Origin of the sequence: Afipia birgiae 34632 (genome assembly GCF_000308295.2) — a bacterium.
GTDB classification, from domain to species: domain Bacteria; phylum Pseudomonadota; class Alphaproteobacteria; order Rhizobiales; family Xanthobacteraceae; genus Afipia; species Afipia birgiae.
Map to the genome: position 1 here is coordinate 2,582,082 of NZ_HG326652.1, position 17,623 is coordinate 2,599,704.

Sequence of the window (17,623 nt, forward strand, 5' to 3'; positions counted from 1 at the left end):
ATTCCACCTGACCGGAAAACGCTCTAGCCTGTGAATCATCGGGCCGGGGCAAACTCATGACGAAAATCAGCAAGGCGAATGTCGTCGCGGCGCTGCTGTCGTTCAACGGCGGCTTCGTCGACACCGCGGGCTTCCTCGGCCTCGCCGGTCTTTTCACCGCGCATGTCACCGGCAATTTCGTCACGCTGGGCGCGGCGCTGGTCCACGGCAGCCATGGGATCGTCGGCAAGATTCTCGCGCTCCCCGAATTCATTCTGGTGATCGCGCTGGCGCGGCTGGCCGGCATCGCGCTGCGCGCGCACAGCCTGCCCGCGATGCAGATCCTGCTGGGCGTCAAGGTCGCGCTGCTGCTTGCCTTCTTTGTTCTCGCCGTGCGCTTCGGTCCGTTTCCGGACGCCAACACGCCGATGGCGCTGCTGACCGGCTTCGCCGGCGTCGGCGCGATGGCGATGCAAAACGCAGTTCAGCGCGTGCATATGGCCAGCCTGCCGCCCTCCACCATGATGACCGGCTCCACCGTGCAGGTCACGCTCGACGCCGTTGATCTCCTCACCGGCGCCAAGCCCGAACAGCGCATACAGGTGCGGACCCGCTTCAGCCACCTTGCGCTCGCGATCTGCTTCTTCGCATTCGGCTGCGCGGTCGCCGCCGTGATGTATGTCTATGTCGGCTTCTGGTGCCTGGCGCTCTCGGTCGCCGTCGGTCTTGCCGCCTCTGTGATCCGGATCGAGGAAACACGCGCGGCATAAACCCGCTTGCGATGTTGCGCTGCATCGTGCCTCAACAATGCGCGGGACGAACACCATACCTCGCGCGGGTTTGTCTGGACGCCTCTGCCCGACCGTCCGAAACTCCCCGGCGATTCCTGCTTTGCGGAGGATCGCATGAGGTGGCCTGCTCGCCTTGCCCTGATGATTCCGCTGATACTGTCCGCCGCGACGGCGCTCGCAGTCGATCGCGGGCAATTCGGCGATGTCCCCGAGCACATACGCAAATGGTTCAGGGATGCGCGCAGCCCGGCCGGCGTGCCGTGCTGCGACGTTTCCGACGGGCACCGCACCGACTACGATGTGCGTGCGGGCAGTTACTGGGTGCCGATCGAAGGCACGTGGTGGCCGGTGCCGGAAAAAGCCGTGATCCGCACCGGCGGCAATCCGACCGGCGGCGCGGTGGTGTGGTACGTGACGATCCGCGGCAACATCGAGATCACGTGTTTCGTGCCGGCGGATGGGTCGTGAGGCATACGATTGAGCCGTTGTCATCCTGAGGTGCGAGCACTTGCGAACCTCGAAGGAGGAGGACGGCACCGCCATCCGTCGAGGCTCGCCAAGCGCGGCGCGCGCCTCAGGAGGATGACGAAATCACCTACGCCCTGCCCGGATAACTCACCGCCATGCCCGCGCGCACGTCCTGCTGCACGCCGTACTGCGCGAACGGATAACGGAAGCCGTTCTTCGACAGCGCCTTCATGCCGGCAATGGCGCTGACGAGATATTCCGGGGGCGTCGCCATCAGCATTTCCTCGTCGAGCACGCCGCCATAACGGCGCTCGGCGAAACACGGGATCGACAGGCTCGGCAACCGCGTCGTCAGCGCGCGGCCCCATGAATCCGCGCAGGCGGATTCGCCGACCACGCTCCAGTCGAAGCGTTTGTAGCCGGACCATTGCAGCCCGTTGATGAAATAGATCATCGCGCCGGGCGTCGCATAAAACAGCGCGCTGTCGGGCGGATCGAGCTTGCCGGACGACAGCGGCCCGACTGCAAGCGCATCGTATTGTCCGTCCGGGACGCAATGCATCGCCTCCTGATGCGCCTGCGCATCCTGCTGCGTCGAGAACCACACGCCTGTCATGTGCTGGCCCGATTGCCACGCATCGGTCTTGGCGCCGCCGAGGCCGACCACGGCACGGCACTGCGCACCGACCAGATCGTCGCTGGTGATGCCCACCGTCCAGCCGATCCGCGCCGCCTGCGCCACAATCTGGTCCAGCGTGTGAACCGACTGCGGTCTGCGGATTTTCGGAATCGCTTCCATGTCCTCGCGCCGCGCGAACATCTTCATGCCGAACGGAATCGAGCGCAGCTTCAGCAGCGAGTCGAGGTCGCCGACAATCGCAGGCCAGTCATAGGTCATCGCGTTTCTCCCGGATGCTTCTTGTTATCGGCAAGGCTAGCAGTCTGCTGAAAAACCTCGAAATAGAGAGTTTTCGTATTCTCGCCGGTCGTTCGGTCGTTGTTGGGGCGGCGCGGGTGGAGTTGGATGTAATTTTCTAGTCTGGTGTTGGGGTGTACCCTGACGCGGGGTGGCTAAGCGGCAAGCAGTTTGGGAATGCGGATCAGGTTATAGGCGATCAGATTGAGCAGGAAGTCGGCGGCGACGCGAGCGATGCCACGATGTTTGGTCTTGCGCATGGTCCCATGCTGCTTGCCCCATCCGAAGATGCACTCGACCATCGCCCGGCGTGATTGCGACATGCCATATCCTGGATGCCGCGTGGTTCGTTCGTCGATGGCGCTGTTGCGGTTCTTGCCGGTTTTGGTGACGGCCTGGTTCTGTGTCACATGCGGCGTCACGCCGATGGCGCGAAGATTGGCGACATGATCGGCCGTATCGTACGCCTTGTCCTCACCGGCCGTGATGCGGCGGCCTGCGGCTTTGCGTCTCGCCTTCAGCATGGTCTCCGAAGCCCGGCGTTCGGCGGTGCCATTGGCATGCGTGACCCTGCCGGCCACCGCCAGCCCATGCCGGTTCTCCATGGTGGCGTGGCCCATATAGCAAAGCTTGGCCTCCCGTCCGGCTGCCTTGCGATAAAGCCTGCTGTCCGGGTCGCTGGTGCTCGCATGGGTGTCGTTCTTGCGCTTCTGGCCGTGGAAGTTGGCGCCATCATCATCGTCGCCGCTACCGTCCTTGGGGCGAAAGCTTTTCTGCGAAGCCCAGGCTTCGATCAGCGTTCCGTCCACCGAAAAATGCTCGTCCGACAGCAGCGGCTTGACCTGCGGATGGTTCAGAAGCCTGGTCATGAACTTCGTGAACACATCGCCGTTCTGCAGCCGCTCCCGGTTCTTGGTGAAGGTGGTCGGGTCCCAGACCGGATCGTCCGGCGACAGTCCCACGAACCAGCGGTACAAAAGATTGTAGTCCAGTTGCTCCATCAACTGGCGTTCCGAGCGGATGCCGTAGAACACCTGCAGCAGCAAGGCGCTCAGCAATTGCTCCGGAGGGATCGAAGGACGTCCCTCGCTGGCGTAGAGCCTCCCAAGGCTGCGGTTCAAATCACTCAAAACATCCCGGACAAGTTCCCGCACCTTCCGCAGCGGATGGTTCGCCGGCACACGCTTATCCGGCGCGATGTACGAAAATAGGCCGCCCTGATCCGTAAACCTGCCCCGCATGATCATCTCTCCGCCGATTCGAGATGATAAAAGTGAATCATCAAGCCTCCTCCGTGGCGAGGGGGTTCTTCAGCAGACTGCTAGAGCATTTTTCGCGAATGCGCACACAATCGTGCGTCGTCCCGGCGAAGGCCGGGACCCATAACCACAGACTTCTCGTTTTAGAAAAATGTTGCGGGCATGCCGCCGGTAAAACGGGGACTCAGGGAGTATCGGTCCCGGCCTTCGCCGGGACGACCCGTTTAAAAAATCACGCCTGAATGCAGACGTTCGTACTGAGCAAGACCAACGCGCTCAGTGTCCGTCGTCGAGGCCGCCCATGTGTTTCTGGCTGTAAAGCTCAACGCCGATCTTCTTGACGAGGTCGATCTGGGTTTCGAGGAAGTCGATGTGACCTTCCTCGTCCTTCATCAGGCTCTCGAACAGGTCGCGCGAGACGTAGTCCTTCGCGCTATGGCAGTGGGTCGCGGCCTTCTCGTAAAGCTCGCGTGCCGCATACTCGGCCTTGAGGTCGCAATCCAGAACTTCCTTCACATTCTGGCCGATATGCAGCGGATCGAGCACCTGCAGGTTCGGGAAGCCGTCAAGGAAGATGATGCGGTCGATCAGCTTGTCGGCGTGCTCCATTTCCTCGATGGATTCCTTGCGCCACTTCTTGGCGAGATCCTTCAGGCCCCAGTTTTCCAGCATCCGGTAATGAAGCCAGAACTGGCTGACGGCAGTCAGTTCGCTGCGCAGCGCCTTGTTCAGGAATTCGATGACCTTTGGATCGCCCTTCATGTCGCACTCCATCGTGGAACCGTCGTTGGACGGTCAAATTCAATTTAGAAACGTTCTAAATGAGATTTTGGCCAAGCACAACCCCGGCTGGAGGGACCAGGGTGGGCTGGGGAAAACTTGAAGTTATGGAGGTACTTAGCAGGCGGCCTGGGCCACAAGGACCACCGGCGGCTGGTCTTCGTTCGCCGCTTCATGCTGGCTGTGGGGGCATCCAGAGCAGCAAGCCTTGGCGCAGGCGCCCAGCGCTTCGTCCATGATTTTCTTGATGGTTCGCGCGCAGCGGCCGCATTCGGCGCTGCAGCCCAGACAGCCATAGACCTGCCCAGCCGTGCGCGGAAAATCCGTAGGCCGGGTCACAACGTCACGCACGTCGTGGTCAGTCAGGACGTTGCAGGAACAAACAATCATGGATGCCTAGAGAACCTGTAAGGACTGTTGACCAACAGGTATTGGAGCAACGCCCCCGATGCAAAAGGAAAACAGCTACTTTTAAGCTATTCCAAACTGGCCGGACGGCTTCGCGCACAATCTGGAATCAATCTAAATTGGTGCCGCAGATGGACAGCATCAGCGATTGCCAACTGATGGCAAACCCGCAAATGCACGACGCGGCGGATTGGGTTAAACGTCAGCATCGGGAGAAATGGGAGCACGGCGTGGCGCATATCGGACCTGACGACCTCGGCACCATCTACGCGCCACCCTCCGAGCGCGTGATTGCGAAACAACTGCCACGCATCGACCGCCACGCCGCGAACTTCATCGGCATGTCGCCGTTCTGCGTGCTGGCGACCGCCGGCCCCGACGGCACCGTTGACGCCTCGCCGCGCGGCGGCAATCCCGGCTTCGTGCACATCGAGAACGAGACCCGCCTCCTGATGCCGGACCGTCCGGGCAACAACCGCATCGACAGCTTCCGCAACCTGCTGACCGGCTCGGGCTATGTACAGTTGATCTTCTTCGTGCCGGGCCTCGACGAAACATTGCGCGTCGGCGGCGAGGCAAAGCTCTCGGCCGATCCGGATCTGCTGGCCAGCATGATCGAGTTCGGCAAGCCGCCCCGCGCCGTGCTCGATATCGCTGTCCGCGAAGCCTATTTCCACTGCGGCAAGGCGCTGATGCGCTCCAGGCTGTGGTCGCCGGACTCCCGCGTCGCGCGCTCGGCGCAGCCGAGCATCAGCGAAGTCATTCACGAGCAGACCGGCCAGGGCACACCCGAAACCCAGGAACAGGTCGAAGCCCGCTTCGAGACGCAGCTTTGATCGCCCTGTCAGGCAACTGCGCCTGACGCGCGCAACGCCTCGACGTGTTTTCGGGGCGACACCTTGTGAACCCGCACAAAGTCCCGGCTGAACTGTGAGGGGCTTTCGTAGCCGACCTTGAATCCCGCCTCCGCTGCGGTAAGGCCTTCCATCACCATCAGCCTGCGCGCCTCCTGCAGGCGGATCAGGTTGCGGAATTGCAGCGGGCTCATCGACGTGATCGCGCGGAAGCGCTCGTGAAACGTAGACGCGCTCATGCCCGCAATGTCCGCAAGATCCTCCACCGTAAAGGCGTCTGCATAGGATTGCCGGATATAGCTCACCGCGCGGTGAATCTGGCTGAGACGGCTCTCACCATTGCCGATCTGGCGCAGGATAGCGCCGCGCGGCCCGGTCAACAGCCGGTGCAGGATCTCGCGCTCGATCAGCGGCGCGAGCACCGGCGCATCGTCTGGTGCATCGATCAACCTGAGAAGCCGCGTCGCCGCGTCAATCAGTTCCGGAGTGGCCACGCTGGTCCCCAGCGCCGCATTTTCGCGCGCCTCCGTGCACCCCAGCTGCCCCGCGATGAGATCGGCGAGCACCGCGCGGTCCAGCACGAGTTGCATGCACAGATACGGCGCATCCGGCTCTGCCTCCACCACCGCGCCGATCAGCGGCAGGTCCATGCCTACGACAAGGAAGCTGGAGCGGTCGTACGACAGCGCGGTGTTACCGATAGTCGCGTGTTTCCGGCCCTGCGCGACAAGGCAGAAGGACGGCTCATAAAGCGTCTGGACCGGCTCCGTCAGCGCCGAGGATCGGATAAGGAACACGCGCGCAAGCGGCGTGTCGAACACACCGTCGCCGGGCGCGTGACCTATGATTTGCGCGGCAAGATCATCGCAATCGAGCATATCCCATCATCCACGATCCTCGTCGCACAGCAAGCCTGCAGCGTCCGATCCGGAGGATCATGCAAGACATCCGGACTTCCGTTCTACCGCCCGGCCGCCACCTGGAGCGATCTTGGACCATCCCGGAGGCTGGCTTCGGGCGGAAGGACAGCGAAAATGTCAGGCATCAAGGACAAGGTCATCCTCATCACCGGCGCGAGCAGCGGCATCGGCGAGGCCGTCGCGCGCAAACTTGGCGCGGCTGGCGCCGGGCTGATGATCGGCGCACGCAGAACCGACCGGCTGCAAACGCTGGCGAGCGAAATCCGCGTCGGAGGCGGCACCGTAAATGTGCAAGCGCTCGATGTGACGGATCGCGCCAGCGTGAACGCATTTGTGGACGCGGCGATTGCCGCCTTCGGGCGGATCGACGTCATCATCAACAATGCCGGCATCATGCCACTGTCCCTGATGAATTCGCTGAAGGTCGACGAGTGGGACCGCATGATCGACGTCAACATCAAGGGTGTTCTTTACGGCGTCGCCGCCGTTCTGCCCGTCATGAATCGGCAGGGTTCAGGGCAAATCATCAACGTGTCTTCGATCGGCGGGCTTTCCGTGGTGCCGACCGCCGCGGTTTACTGCGCGACGAAATATGCCGTGCGTGCGATCTCCGACGGCCTGCGGCAGGAGAACGACAGAATCCGCGTCACCTGCGTTTACCCCGGCGTCGTGGAATCCGAACTGGCCGATACGATCACCGATCCGGTCGCCGCCGACGCCATGATCGCTTACCGAAAGATCGCCCTGAAGCCGGAGGCCATCGCCGCTGCGATCGCTCATGTCATTGCCCAGCCTGCCGATGTCGATACCAGCGAGATCGTCGTGCGTCCAACGGCGAGTGTGTAGACACGGAAAGAAGAGCATCATGAGACCGTCTCACGTTATCTTTCGACTGATTGCGGCTTGCACACTGCAGGCGATCATGGCGGCTTCAGCCGCTGCGCAAGCGCCCGGCGATCGTCTCGAACGCGGCGATGCGGTCATCCAAAACCTTAACAAGGGTCAGGCGCAGCCCGCCCTCGAGCGCATGCGGCAGGAGTTTCCCTTTCTTGCAACCGCGACCCAGAGCTATGCACTCGGCGAGGTGTGGTCGCGTCCGGGGCTCGACAGCCGGACGCGACAGCTCGCAGCGGTTGCGGCGCTCGCCGCCACGGGCGACATGGCTTTCCTGAAAATTCATGCGGGCTATGCGCTCAATCTGGGTGTGTCCGAGGACGAACTGAAGGAGATCGTCTACACCGTGACCGTTCTCGCCGGCTTTCCTCGTGCGATTGCCGCTTCGCAGACGCTGTCCGCGCTTTTCGCGGAGCGCCGAGCCGGACTGGAAAGCCGTCAATAACTGCGCGCGCATCGAAGTGTGCTAGGTGGTGCGTCGGCCTACAGATTGGATGATCTCATGAAAAAGCTGCTGCCGCTGGCGGAAAAAATCGCTGCGTCCTTGATCGCGCGAAAGGAAACTATCGCCGTCGCGGAGTCGTCCACTGGCGGATTGATTTCCGCGGCGCTGCTCGCGGTGCCCGGCGCATCGGCCTACTATCGCGGCGGCGGCGTGATCTACACGCCGCGTGCGCGGGCGGCATTGGTGAACATCACGAAGGAAGAGATGGAAGACATCGGCCTGCGCGGCGCGACCGAGCCCTATGCCGCCCTGCTCGCGAACCGCGCGCGCGAACTTCTCAACACGACATGGGGCCTGAGCGAGACCGGCGCCACCGGCCCCTCCGGCAATCGCTACGGCGATGCCGCGGGACATTCATGCATGGCGGTCGCGGGACCGCGAATGAGCGTGATCACGCTGGAAACCGGCAGCAGCGATCGCGTCGCCAACATGCGCGCGTTCTCGCTTCGCGCACTCGAATTGCTGGCGCAAACACTCGAATCCGCCGACTGAACGAAACTGCATCGCGCCCGCCGATGTGAATTATCCAGCATTTATCGGCGGATTCACCGATTGAGGTTCCGGAATTAACCACGGAACCGCTTCACCTTTGGTGAGCAAGTATTACACGCGGAAAAAAACCACTGATTTTGCGGAACAAATTCGGCCCCTAAACCTTAACAAGGCGTTGCCCCGCATTTTCTGGAATTGTTAACCCAATGGATCGCATTTTGGTCACATATGGCACGTACCCCGCGCCTATCATTCCACACACCGAAGTGAGAGAAATGCGAAAATTGCCAATCGCGATTGCATCTGTTGTTGCCACGTTGGCAATTTCCATCGGTGCACCGGTCTCCGCCCAGGACTTTACCGCGTCGGTGGGCACCGAAGTCGCCGCCCCGCAGAAAAAGGTTTCGATGTACCAGTCGGCGATGAGCGAAGTCGCCATCCTGCGCTATCGCACAGCGCTGAAGCTGAAGGCAGAGCAGGTGAAGTACTGGCCCGCCGTTGCCAGCGCGCTCCGCGTGCTCGCGCGCGAACCGCAGGTCAACGAAGCCGCCGTGCGCCGCTTCGCGCCGGCCGCGTCCGCCCTGTTCGCCCGCCTCGACGAAGACCAGAAGCGCACCGCGATGAGCCTTGTGCAGCAGGCCGGATTGCAGCAGTACGCTTCGCTGTTCTGATCACACGCCACGCGGACTTTCCGCGCGGCTCTCGAAAAATTCCACCGGCGCTTCGCACCTTGCGGGCGCCGTTCTTCGTTGCGCCGCGCCTAATCATGGCGGAAATCCGGCCCCGCCATTCAGTTCCCGTTCAAGGCCCATCTGCAACCATCGTCGTCGACATTCGTTGTCGATGACGATGAAAGGGGAAAGCTATGAAGAAGGTGCTTTCGGCGTTCCTTGCGGTCGCAACGATCGCTGGTTCACTGGTAACCGCGATGCCCGCCGCGCAGGCGCAATATTACCACGGTCATCATCACCACGGTCATGGTGGCGCCGGTGCCGCCATCGGCCTCGGCCTTCTCGGTGGCGCCATCGCCGGTGCGGCGATTGCCAACAGCGGCGGTTACTACGGTCCCGGCTACGGCTATTACGGCGCAGGCCCGGCCTATTACGGTGGCGGCTGCTACATGCAGCGCGAACGTTTCTGGGACGGCTACGGCTGGCGCGTCCGCCGTGTTCAGGTCTGCAACTGACACAACTCCCCGCCGGGGCGGCCATTTTTTAGCCGCCCCGGCTTGAAACAAGGAAGCGCTCCGAAGGGCGAAAACGCCCTTACGGGGCATTTTTTTGTGAAGGCCGGGTGCCAGAATCCGCTATATTCGCGCCGGGACATCCGCTGAATCGCCGGTGCGGGATGGCGCCGGACCTTTCAAACAGGGGCCAAATCGGGATATCTTAAGTTCCGTCATTGGATCCTTGCAGACCAATCGCCTTGCGCCAGGCTCTGGCGTGATCTGAGGAGAGATAAACATGAAGAAGGTTCTTTCGGCGTTCCTCGCGGTCGCAACGATCGCCGGCTCGCTTGCTACTGCGGTGCCCGCCGCCAAGGCCCACGACGGCGGTCGTGTGGCTGCCGGCGTGGGCCTCGGCCTTCTGGGCGGCGCCATTATTGGCGGCGCGATCGCCAACAGCCGTCCGGCATATGGCTACGGCTATGCTCCCGGCCCGGTGTACGTCGAAGAACCCGCCTGCCGCCTCGTGCGCGAGCGCTTCTGGGACGGCTACGGCTGGCGCGTCCGCCGCGTTCAAGTCTGCGATTGATCTGAATCTCTCACGGTTGTTTCGTGAGACATGAATTTCAAAACCCGGCCTCGTGGCCGGGTTTTTGTTTATCGGCCCGCGCTCATCGCGCGCAGGACGTCGGCGCTCGGCCAGCAATCGACCTTCAGCCCCGCTTTCTTCTGATAGGCGCCAAGCGCCGCACGGGTCTGCATGCCCGCCTTGCCATCGAGTTTCGAACTGTAGAGGCCGATCTGCGTCAGATGTTTCTGCATCGTCTCGACATCCGTGCTGCGCATTTGCGTCGAGGCTGACCACGGCGTCGCGAACGGCGGGCCATTCGCCATGCGGTCGGCGAGATGACCGACGAACAGCACGTAGAGATCGGAGAAATTGTATTCCTTGATAACGAAGTAATTCTTCGTGGTGAGGAACGCCGGCCCGTAGATTCCTTCCGGCTGCAGCAGCGACGCGCTCTGCGCCTGCTCGGCTGCGCTGAGACGCAAGCCCCGCACCGGGATGTATCCCTCGCGCGCCCATTGCGAGATCGGCTTGGTCACTTCGGGCACGCCCTGCGTGCAATCGGCGTTGCGCGGCGCCAGCACTTCATAGGCCCAGCGCAGACCCGGCTGCCAGCCCTTGTTCTTGAGCTGCTGAGCCGCGGACGCCAGCGCATCCGGCACGGAGGTCCAGATGTTGATATGGCCATCGCCGTCGAAATCGACGCCGTGCTTGTGAAGCTCCGACGGCAGGAACTGCGTCAGCCCCGTTGCGCCGCCCCATGAGGTGCGCAGGTTCTTGCGCGTCACATCGCCGTTCTGGATCAGCTTCAGCGCCTCGATGAATTCGCCGCGGTACTGATCCTTGCGGCGGCCGACATAGGCCTGCGTCGCCAGCACGCGGAGACCGTCATAGGGCAATGCATGGCGTCCGTAATCGGTCTCGCGGCCCCAGATCGCCAGAATGATCGCACCGGGGACGCCGAAGCGCTGCTCGATGGCGGCGAGCGTCGCGCGATGCTGGATCATCAGCCGCTGTCCCTCGGCGGCAAGCCGCGCAATGCTCGCTTCCTTCACGTAGTCCGCGGGCACCTGCACGAATTCCGCCTGCGACGGCGCACCGGTGGACGGACGGCCGGGCAACAGCAGATCCGGCAGCTTGTAGTCCGGCTCCAGCGCGCGGGTTTCGCGATCGAAGACCGCCCGCGAAACGCCGGCCTGTTGCGCTTCCGGCCACAGCGACGCGACGAACTGCGTGAACGCCGCGTCGGCGGCGAGGATTTGCACGGGCGCCAGCGAGACAATCATTGCGAGGAGCATCGCGACGATGCGATCCAGCCGTCGCCTGACGATCATTCCTTCTGGATGGCTTCGCTCCGCTCGCAATGACGTTGCCTTTCCCGTTACGGCTTCAATGCTTGCCGTGCCCGTTATGACCATTTTGGCCGTTGTGCCCCTCCGGCACGAGCACCGGCCCGTTCGAAATGCGATCGACATAGGCGATGCCGATCGCCGACAGGATGAACATGCCGTGGATGATGGTCTGCCACATCACACCCGCCTCGGTGTAATTCGTGGTGCGGCCGGCGCCGCCGAGGTTGCCTGCCTCGATGAAGGTGCGCAGCAGATGGATCGAGGAAATGCCGATGATGGCCATCGCCAGCTTGATCTTCAGCACGCTGGCGTTGACATGACTGAGCCATTCCGGCTCGTCGGGATGCCCCTTCAGATGGAGCCGCGATACGAAGGTCTCGTAGCCGCCGACGATCACCATCACCAGAAGGTTCGAGATCATCACCACATCGATCAGCCCGAGCACCACCAGCATGATTTGCTGCTCGGAAAAATCGAACGAGTGGGCGATGAGATGCCAGAGCTCCTTCAAAAAGAGAATGACATAAACGCCCTGGGCGACGATCAGGCCGACATAGAGCGGCAGCTGCAGCCAGCGCGATCCGAAGATCAGCATCGGGATCGGGCGCAGCGAAGCATCGCCGCGCGGCGGCAGGGGCGTTTCGGGGGTCAAACTCATGTCAAATGGCTCCGGCGGAACAGAAACTGATGGCGGACCATGGCAGATTCGGCGCGGGCGCGCGCGGCATCCATCGGTCGCAGCTACAGCCCTTGTCCCGTCACAATGGCGACAATTTGCCCGGCAAGCCGGATCGCCGGGCTATTTCGCCGCGACGATGAAAATTCGCGGGAAGCGCAGCAGCACCTTGCCGTCGGCCTGCGGCAGGTAACTCGCGGCGATGCGCGCCCGATAGGCCTCGAGGAATTCCTTGCGCTCGGGCATTTCGAGCGGATCGAGGAACGGGCGCAGCCCCGTGCCCTTGACCCATTCGACGATGGCGGATGCATCGTCCAGCACATGATTGTAGACCGTATGCCAGATGTCGATGCGACTGCACAGCGGCTGCAGCGCGTCGTAATAGACGCCCGGCTTCGGCAGACTGCCCCGCGCTTCCAGTGCGTGCGCGAGCTGGGTGTGAAACTGCGGCAGGCGCGCGACCTCGCGCATCAGGACATGCGACGGCTCGTCCATGTTGTCGGGCATCTGCACCGCCAGCGCACCACCCTGCGGCAGCGCCATGGTCAGCCGCATGAGCTGTTTGAGATGGTTTGGAACCCACTGAAAAATCGCATTCGCGAACAGCACGTCGGTCCCTTCCGGCGGTGCCCAGTGCGAGATGTTCGCTTCAATGAACGTATGCTGCGGCAACCGCTCGCGCGCCTGACGCAGCATATCCGCCGATGTGTCGATGCCGGTGATACGCGCTTGCGGCCATCGTCTGGCCAGCAGTTCGGTGGAATTGCCGGGGCCGCAGCCGATGTCCACCACGCCCCGCGCATCCTGGATCGGAATCTGCGCCAGCAGGTCGCGCGCCCCGCGCGTCCGTTCGTCCTCGAACTTCAGGTATTGCTGGGCATCCCAGTCAGACATCGTGAAACTCCAACGCCCGCGCGTATTCCGCAAAAGTGGATACCGGTTTTGCGGAAAGAATACGCGCCAGATCTGTATCGGATGACCCTTCTACGTCAGCCGATCAGCGATGGCCAGATTTCACGAGCCGTATCAGCGATGTCTCAGCAATTTCCCTGAACCGCAGCCGCAGCCTTCTGGCGTGCGATTTCGCCAGCCGCCGTCGCGCCCATGCCTGCCGCCGCACTCGCCACGCCGGACGCAGCGCCGCCGAACGGCAGGAACCCGATGGCGCCCGACAGGACCGACGTTCCCACCGCGGTGTTCTGCGCGTCGTTGATCGCATCCTGACATCGCTTGGCACGCTGCATCGCCTGCTGCTCTTGCTGTTGTTGCCGCTGACCTGCACCACGCGCGCCGCGCTGGTTCGCGTTGTCCGGGACACGTCCCTGCGCCTTGCGTGCCTCATAGGCCTTGATGTTCGTCGCCCTCTCCGCCGCCGACAAACCAACATCGTCGGCGACCACTGACAGCACCGAACCCGGCGTCAGCAACAGGAGCGTGAGTGCAAACGCAACGAAACGAATAATCATGATCTTCTCCGGTGGCTGAAAGGCCACCGGGATCACGCACCGAAAAGGTGCGCTTGCGCGCTACGTGTTCGACAGGCAGGCGCTTCAATCCCGATGGCGGAGAATGGTGATCCATTCTCTCGGCCGAGGCCTATAGCGACACCGCACGCAGGGATCACGCAGGATCGATTGCAGTTTTTTGGTCGATCGTGTCGGCGCCGACCCACACAAAGCCGTGATCCCGCATCGTGCGAACCCGGGCCTGCAAAAATTCGCGGCCGATGACCTCAAGCCGCTCCGTCGGCATCAGGAAAAAACGGCGGCGATCATTTGTATCCACAGCCCGCACCATCATGCCGGCCTCTTCCATGTCGTCGATATGGCGGGAGACCGTTGCCTCAGTAGCGAACTGCTCGAAGTAGCTCGCAAGCTCCTTGAGCGTGATCGGGCGTCCCGTCAGCCACCGATGCGAGACGATACTGAAGATCAGGTCCGCCTCGAACGCGCTGCGCCACGGGCGACGCAGGATGCCGGAGGCGACAACGGTGCGCCGGAAATCCGATCGCCACTGCACCCATGCCATGTCCAAGGCGAGAACAGCCCGTTCCGGTGCATCGAGAATGGTGTCGGGACATTCGATCAAGGACGCCGGCGATGCCGCCCCGATTGTCTCGGGTGATAGTTTCTTGGGCACCCACGTCATGCGTTACCTGGCCTGCCGATTCGTCATGACAATAGCCGTAGCCGGATTCCCATCGATTGCACCATGGTTGCAACGCATGGCCGTTGCTACCTTCTGACGCGCTACCCTGCCCTCACGCGACGATCATTCCGGCGCCCTGGCGGGATCAATCGCCTTCGCCCCACCGGCTGCTTCACCGCCATTCCACACAAAGCCGTGTTCACGCATCATGCGAATACGCGCCTGCAGATATCCGTGACCAATGGTTTCCAGCCGCCGCGTCGGCAAGAGGAAGATGCGGCGACGGTCATCGGGATCGGTCTGACGCACGATCATGCCGCTTTCTTCCATGTCATCGAGATGGCGCGAAACTGTTGCTTCGGTCACGAAGATCTCGAAATAAGTCGCAAGTTCCTTGTGCGTGATCGCGCGCCCTGCGAGCCAGCGATGCGCGACGATGCTGAACATCATGTCGGCCTCGAACACACTGCGCCACGGCCGGTTCAGCACATTGGCGGCGATCACCGTGCGGCGAAAGTCCGCGCGCCACTGAACGTATGCGACATCGATTCCGAGAGCGGCGCGCTCCTGTGCATCGATCGTGCAGTCGTCGAGATTGAATGTGACCGCTGGACTCGCGCCGATTTCCTCGGACGTCACCTTGTTGTCGTCGTCCCCCACGAATCCTTACCCCGCTTTGTTGCCGCCATTCCAGACAAAGCCGTGCTCGCGCATGATGCGCAGCCGCGCCTGCTCGAATTCGTGACCGATGCCTTCGAGCCGCCGCGTCGGAATCAGAAACATGCGGCGGCGGTCGTTCGCGTCGAGGCGGCGCTCGACCAGACCGTTCGTCACCATGTCATCGATATGCCGGGACACCGTCGCCTCGGTGGCGATCGATCCGAAATAGGTCGCAAGCTCCTTGAGCGTGACCGGCCGCCCCTTCAGCGCGTGGTGCGCGACGATGGCGAAGATCATGTCCGCTTCGAAAATACTTCGCACCGGCCTGTCGCCGCCGGCGACAAGCTTCTGTCGAAACGCCGAGCGCCACTGGACCCAGGCAACGTCCATGGCCAGGAGCGCCCGCTCCTGTTCATCGAGGTCGCTGTTCAGTGGAGCATTCACCGCGTCAGTTTCTTGTACTTCACGCGATGCGGGATCACCGAGTCCTGGCCGAGACGGCGCATCTTGTCCTTCTCGTAGTCCTGGAAGTTGCCTTCGAACCATTCGACATGGCTGTCGCCTTCGAACGCGAGCATGTGGGTCGCGATGCGGTCAAGGAACCAGCGGTCATGGCTGATGATAACGGCGCAGCCGGCAAAATCCTCGAGCGCCTCTTCCAGCGCGCGCAGCGTATCGACGTCGAGATCGTTGGTCGGTTCGTCGAGCAGCAGAACGTTGGCCCCGGACTTCAGCATCTTGGCGAGATGGACGCGGTTGCGTTCGCCGCCCGACAGCGCGCCGACCTTCTTCTGCTGGTCCGCGCCCTTGAAGTTGAACGACGAACAATAGCCGCGCGAATTCACTTCGCGCTTGCCGAGCAGGATCTGGTCGTTGCCGCCGGAGATTTCCTCCCACACGGTCTTCTTGCCGTCGAGCGCATCGCGCGACTGGTCGACGTAGCCGAGATGCACGGACTCGCCCACCGTGATGGTGCCGGCGTCGGGCGTCTCCTGCTTGGTGATCATCTTGAACAGCGTGGTCTTGCCCGCGCCGTTGGCGCCGATCACGCCGACGATGCCGCCCGGCGGCAGCTTGAAGGTCAGGTTATCGATCAGCAGGCGGTCGTTGAATCCCTTGCTGAGGCCCTCGAAGTCCACCACGTTCTGGCCGAGACGCTCGGCGACAGGAATGGTGATCTGCGCGGTCTGGGTCTGCTTCTCGCTGGCCTGTTTGAGCAACTCCTCATAGCGCTGGTAACGCGCCTTGGATTTGGCCTGACGTGCTTTCGGCGACGAGGCGATCCATTCCTGCTCGCGTTCCAGCGTTTTCTGGTGCGCGACGTCTTCGCGGCCTTCCTGCGCGAGACGCTTTTGCTTCTGCACAAGCCACTGCGAATAGTTGCCCTCGTAAGGAATGCCCTTGCCGCGGTCGAGTTCGAGAATCCAGCTCGTCACGTTGTCGAGGAAGTAGCGGTCATGGGTCACGATCAGGATCGCGCCGGGATAGTTGCGCAAATGGCCTTCCAGCCACGACACGGATTCCGCGTCGAGATGGTTGGTCGGTTCGTCCAGCAGCAGCAGGTCCGGCTGGTCCAGCAGCAGACGGCACAGTGCCACGCGGCGTTTCTCACCGCCTGACAGTTTGGAGATGTCGGCATCGTCCGGCGGACAGCGCAGCGCGTCCATCGCCTGATCGACCTTGCTGTCGAGATCCCACAGGCCCTGGGCCTCGATCTCGTCCTGCAGCTTGGTCATCTCGTCGGCGGTCTCTTCGGAATAGTTCACCGCGAGTTCGTTGTAGCGGTCGAGGATCGCCTTCTGCTTGGCGACGCCGAGCATCACGTTCTCGCGCACCGTCAGGGCGGGGTCGAGTTGCGGCTCCTGCTCGAGGTAGCCGACGCGCGCGCCCTCGGCGACCCAGGCCTCGCCGTTATAATCCTTGTCGAGGCCGGCCATGATCTTGAGCAGCGTCGACTTGCCCGAGCCGTTGACGCCGAGCACGCCGATCTTGGCGTCCGGATAGAACGAGAGATGGACGTTATCGAGCACCTTGCGGGTCGGATAGGCCTTGGTCAGACCCTGCATGAAATAGACGAACTGGCGAGCCATCGTGATCCTTGGAACCGTCGGATTTGAGCGGGAATACGCGGGAAATTTGCTGCCGTTGATGTAACTGCGGGAACCGCAAAGGGCAACCGGCGAGCCTCCCAAAGGTAGGGTTTTGGAAAGGCTATGGAGCGGAATTTCCAGCGCCGTCAGGCCGTTGCCACGACGAAAACGGCTTTTTAATCGAATCCTCGCAAGTTGTGATTTCGAACCGCGGACCGGCGCGCCGCGACCGATATTCAGGCGTCAAGAATCAGCACTACAGATCGTCGAGCAGAAGCCATGACGACGCACAGCACACCGATCACAACCCGCATCGCGGATATCCCCGCCCCGCTCCCGGCCCATTCCCCCCGGCGTATGCTCGCGGAGATCAGCGATTTCTGGCGCACCTTCATCAAGGCGGCCTTCCACCCCTATCACCCGGAACAGCATTACATGCGCGGCCCCGGTCCGGCCTGCGCCAGCAAGCAGAAGCAGCAACGCGTCTGACGGACGCTGTTCGGTCGCAGACTGCGACAAATTTGCTCATCTTGACCACCGGCAGCGAAGTTCCCCGCCTCGCGAGCTATGCCGCGACAGCGGCTAAATCCTCGCGCAGCGCATGGATTGACGCTGCCCCGCGTGGTTCGTAGGACATCAGCGCGCGCCGGGCGCAAACGACAGTTTTTCAACCGCAGGCGAAGAGGAGCCCCCTCTTC

At 62.3% G+C, this 17,623-nt stretch carries 23 protein-coding genes; 10 read left to right on the plus strand and 13 right to left on the minus strand.

What is annotated here, in order from left to right; translation table 11 throughout:
* Positions 1 to 56 precede the first annotated feature (56 nt).
* Both BN32_RS12120 and BN32_RS12125 read left to right on the plus strand, forming a co-directional pair.
* Positions 57 to 749 carry a YoaK family protein gene (locus BN32_RS12120; RefSeq protein WP_019198468.1) on the plus strand — a complete coding sequence of 231 codons (693 nt, stop codon included), beginning with the start codon at positions 57 to 59 and terminating at the stop codon, positions 747 to 749.
* Between the two features lie 135 nt (positions 750 to 884).
* Positions 885 to 1,238, plus strand: coding sequence for a hypothetical protein (locus BN32_RS12125; protein ID WP_040425668.1), 354 nt, complete (start codon positions 885 to 887; stop codon positions 1,236 to 1,238).
* 127 nt (positions 1,239 to 1,365) lie between these two features.
* Here BN32_RS12125 and BN32_RS12130 read toward each other — a convergent pair whose 3' ends face one another.
* The 4 genes from BN32_RS12130 to BN32_RS12145 form a co-directional block, all read right to left on the minus strand.
* Positions 1,366 to 2,136, minus strand: a complete 771-nt coding sequence (locus tag BN32_RS12130) for a DUF169 domain-containing protein (protein WP_019198470.1) — start codon at positions 2,134 to 2,136, stop codon at positions 1,366 to 1,368.
* Between the two features lie 173 nt (positions 2,137 to 2,309).
* Positions 2,310 to 3,395 (minus strand): IS5 family transposase, encoded by a 1,086-nt coding sequence (locus BN32_RS12135; RefSeq protein WP_040425825.1) that lies wholly within the window; start codon positions 3,393 to 3,395, stop codon positions 2,310 to 2,312.
* Positions 3,396 to 3,689: 294 nt separating this feature from the next.
* On the minus strand, positions 3,690 to 4,175 hold the full coding sequence (gene bfr / locus BN32_RS12140) for a bacterioferritin (protein WP_040426376.1): 486 nt from the start codon (positions 4,173 to 4,175) through the stop codon (positions 3,690 to 3,692).
* Between the two features lie 135 nt (positions 4,176 to 4,310).
* Positions 4,311 to 4,583 (minus strand): (2Fe-2S)-binding protein, encoded by a 273-nt coding sequence (locus BN32_RS12145; protein WP_019198472.1) that lies wholly within the window; start codon positions 4,581 to 4,583, stop codon positions 4,311 to 4,313.
* 248 nt (positions 4,584 to 4,831) lie between these two features.
* Here BN32_RS12145 and BN32_RS12150 point away from each other — a divergent pair, with 248 nt between their 5' ends.
* Positions 4,832 to 5,437: an MSMEG_1061 family FMN-dependent PPOX-type flavoprotein gene (locus tag BN32_RS12150; RefSeq protein WP_040426378.1), complete on the plus strand. Its 606-nt coding sequence runs from the start codon at positions 4,832 to 4,834 to the stop codon at positions 5,435 to 5,437.
* An 8-nt stretch (positions 5,438 to 5,445) separates the two neighbouring features.
* On the opposite strand, the gene BN32_RS12155 is transcribed toward BN32_RS12150, so the two are convergent.
* The gene (locus BN32_RS12155; RefSeq protein WP_019198474.1) at positions 5,446 to 6,333 is read right to left on the minus strand and encodes an AraC family transcriptional regulator; all 888 of its coding nucleotides are present in this window, start codon (positions 6,331 to 6,333) and stop codon (positions 5,446 to 5,448) included.
* Positions 6,334 to 6,489: 156 nt separating this feature from the next.
* Here BN32_RS12155 and BN32_RS12160 point away from each other — a divergent pair, with 156 nt between their 5' ends.
* The 6 genes from BN32_RS12160 (at position 6,490) to BN32_RS12185 (ending at position 10,020) form a co-directional block, all read left to right on the plus strand.
* The gene (locus BN32_RS12160; RefSeq protein ID WP_019198475.1) at positions 6,490 to 7,221 is read left to right on the plus strand and encodes an SDR family oxidoreductase; all 732 of its coding nucleotides are present in this window, start codon (positions 6,490 to 6,492) and stop codon (positions 7,219 to 7,221) included.
* A 19-nt stretch (positions 7,222 to 7,240) separates the two neighbouring features.
* Positions 7,241 to 7,714, plus strand: coding sequence for a carboxymuconolactone decarboxylase family protein (locus BN32_RS12165; RefSeq protein WP_040425669.1), 474 nt, complete (start codon positions 7,241 to 7,243; stop codon positions 7,712 to 7,714).
* Between the two features lie 57 nt (positions 7,715 to 7,771).
* Positions 7,772 to 8,266: a CinA family protein gene (locus tag BN32_RS12170; protein WP_019198477.1), complete on the plus strand. Its 495-nt coding sequence runs from the start codon at positions 7,772 to 7,774 to the stop codon at positions 8,264 to 8,266.
* 317 nt (positions 8,267 to 8,583) lie between these two features.
* Positions 8,584 to 8,937, plus strand: coding sequence for a hypothetical protein (locus BN32_RS12175; RefSeq protein ID WP_244438136.1), 354 nt, complete (start codon positions 8,584 to 8,586; stop codon positions 8,935 to 8,937).
* A gap of 194 nt (positions 8,938 to 9,131) precedes the next feature.
* Positions 9,132 to 9,452 carry a hypothetical protein gene (locus BN32_RS12180; RefSeq protein WP_019198479.1) on the plus strand — a complete coding sequence of 107 codons (321 nt, stop codon included), beginning with the start codon at positions 9,132 to 9,134 and terminating at the stop codon, positions 9,450 to 9,452.
* Positions 9,453 to 9,729: 277 nt separating this feature from the next.
* On the plus strand, positions 9,730 to 10,020 hold the full coding sequence (locus tag BN32_RS12185; protein WP_019198480.1) for a hypothetical protein: 291 nt from the start codon (positions 9,730 to 9,732) through the stop codon (positions 10,018 to 10,020).
* 68 nt (positions 10,021 to 10,088) lie between these two features.
* On the opposite strand, the gene BN32_RS12190 is transcribed toward BN32_RS12185, so the two are convergent.
* From BN32_RS12190 to ettA, 8 genes are all read right to left on the minus strand, one after another.
* Positions 10,089 to 11,297: a lytic murein transglycosylase gene (locus BN32_RS12190; RefSeq protein ID WP_040426382.1), complete on the minus strand. Its 1,209-nt coding sequence runs from the start codon at positions 11,295 to 11,297 to the stop codon at positions 10,089 to 10,091.
* Between the two features lie 91 nt (positions 11,298 to 11,388).
* Positions 11,389 to 12,009, minus strand: coding sequence for a TIGR00645 family protein (locus BN32_RS12195; protein ID WP_019198482.1), 621 nt, complete (start codon positions 12,007 to 12,009; stop codon positions 11,389 to 11,391).
* Between the two features lie 141 nt (positions 12,010 to 12,150).
* Entirely contained in the window at positions 12,151 to 12,921 is a 771-nt protein-coding gene (gene tam / locus BN32_RS12200) for a trans-aconitate 2-methyltransferase (protein WP_019198483.1), read from the minus strand.
* Positions 12,922 to 13,064: 143 nt separating this feature from the next.
* Positions 13,065 to 13,493, minus strand: a complete 429-nt coding sequence (locus tag BN32_RS12205; RefSeq protein WP_040426384.1) for a hypothetical protein — start codon at positions 13,491 to 13,493, stop codon at positions 13,065 to 13,067.
* Between the two features lie 154 nt (positions 13,494 to 13,647).
* Positions 13,648 to 14,175, minus strand: coding sequence for a helix-turn-helix domain-containing protein (locus BN32_RS12210; protein ID WP_019198485.1), 528 nt, complete (start codon positions 14,173 to 14,175; stop codon positions 13,648 to 13,650).
* A 123-nt stretch (positions 14,176 to 14,298) separates the two neighbouring features.
* Complete coding sequence (locus tag BN32_RS12215; RefSeq protein ID WP_019198486.1) at positions 14,299 to 14,835, minus strand: MarR family transcriptional regulator; 537 nt, start codon at positions 14,833 to 14,835, stop codon at positions 14,299 to 14,301.
* Positions 14,836 to 14,841: 6 nt separating this feature from the next.
* On the minus strand, positions 14,842 to 15,279 hold the full coding sequence (locus tag BN32_RS12220; RefSeq protein ID WP_019198487.1) for a MarR family transcriptional regulator: 438 nt from the start codon (positions 15,277 to 15,279) through the stop codon (positions 14,842 to 14,844).
* Positions 15,276 to 16,925 carry an energy-dependent translational throttle protein EttA gene (ettA, locus tag BN32_RS12225; RefSeq protein WP_019198488.1) on the minus strand — a complete coding sequence of 550 codons (1,650 nt, stop codon included), beginning with the start codon at positions 16,923 to 16,925 and terminating at the stop codon, positions 15,276 to 15,278. Before ettA ends, BN32_RS12220 begins: the two co-directional genes overlap by 4 nt.
* Before the next feature lie 279 nt (positions 16,926 to 17,204).
* Between ettA and BN32_RS26800 the strand changes: the two genes are divergently transcribed.
* Positions 17,205 to 17,414 carry a hypothetical protein gene (locus tag BN32_RS26800; protein ID WP_040425670.1) on the plus strand — a complete coding sequence of 70 codons (210 nt, stop codon included), beginning with the start codon at positions 17,205 to 17,207 and terminating at the stop codon, positions 17,412 to 17,414.
* The last annotated feature ends 209 nt before the right edge of the window (positions 17,415 to 17,623 follow it).

Excerpts from the sequence above, each read along its gene's own strand:
- ettA (WP_019198488.1), bottom strand. The coding sequence starts at position 16,925 with ATGGCTCGCCAGTTCGTCTATTTCATGCAGGGTCTGACCAAGGCCTAT.
- BN32_RS12120 (WP_019198468.1), top strand. The coding sequence starts at position 57 with ATGACGAAAATCAGCAAGGCGAATGTCGTCGCGGCGCTGCTGTCGTTC.
- BN32_RS12165 (WP_040425669.1), top strand. The coding sequence starts at position 7,241 with ATGAGACCGTCTCACGTTATCTTTCGACTGATTGCGGCTTGCACACTG.
- BN32_RS12145 (WP_019198472.1), bottom strand. The coding sequence starts at position 4,583 with ATGATTGTTTGTTCCTGCAACGTCCTGACTGACCACGACGTGCGTGAC.
- BN32_RS12135 (WP_040425825.1), bottom strand. The coding sequence starts at position 3,395 with ATGCGGGGCAGGTTTACGGATCAGGGCGGCCTATTTTCGTACATCGCG.
- BN32_RS12195 (WP_019198482.1), bottom strand. The coding sequence starts at position 12,009 with ATGAGTTTGACCCCCGAAACGCCCCTGCCGCCGCGCGGCGATGCTTCG.
- BN32_RS26800 (WP_040425670.1), top strand. The coding sequence starts at position 17,205 with ATGACGACGCACAGCACACCGATCACAACCCGCATCGCGGATATCCCC.
- BN32_RS12185 (WP_019198480.1), top strand. The coding sequence starts at position 9,730 with ATGAAGAAGGTTCTTTCGGCGTTCCTCGCGGTCGCAACGATCGCCGGC.
- BN32_RS12190 (WP_040426382.1), bottom strand. The coding sequence starts at position 11,297 with ATGCTCCTCGCAATGATTGTCTCGCTGGCGCCCGTGCAAATCCTCGCC.
- BN32_RS12180 (WP_019198479.1), top strand. The coding sequence starts at position 9,132 with ATGAAGAAGGTGCTTTCGGCGTTCCTTGCGGTCGCAACGATCGCTGGT.
- BN32_RS12170 (WP_019198477.1), top strand. The coding sequence starts at position 7,772 with ATGAAAAAGCTGCTGCCGCTGGCGGAAAAAATCGCTGCGTCCTTGATC.
- BN32_RS12160 (WP_019198475.1), top strand. The coding sequence starts at position 6,490 with ATGTCAGGCATCAAGGACAAGGTCATCCTCATCACCGGCGCGAGCAGC.
- bfr (WP_040426376.1), bottom strand. The coding sequence starts at position 4,175 with ATGAAGGGCGATCCAAAGGTCATCGAATTCCTGAACAAGGCGCTGCGC.
- BN32_RS12155 (WP_019198474.1), bottom strand. The coding sequence starts at position 6,333 with ATGCTCGATTGCGATGATCTTGCCGCGCAAATCATAGGTCACGCGCCC.
- BN32_RS12205 (WP_040426384.1), bottom strand. The coding sequence starts at position 13,493 with ATGATTATTCGTTTCGTTGCGTTTGCACTCACGCTCCTGTTGCTGACG.
- tam (WP_019198483.1), bottom strand. The coding sequence starts at position 12,921 with ATGTCTGACTGGGATGCCCAGCAATACCTGAAGTTCGAGGACGAACGG.
- BN32_RS12130 (WP_019198470.1), bottom strand. The coding sequence starts at position 2,136 with ATGACCTATGACTGGCCTGCGATTGTCGGCGACCTCGACTCGCTGCTG.
- BN32_RS12210 (WP_019198485.1), bottom strand. The coding sequence starts at position 14,175 with ATGACGTGGGTGCCCAAGAAACTATCACCCGAGACAATCGGGGCGGCA.
- BN32_RS12125 (WP_040425668.1), top strand. The coding sequence starts at position 885 with ATGAGGTGGCCTGCTCGCCTTGCCCTGATGATTCCGCTGATACTGTCC.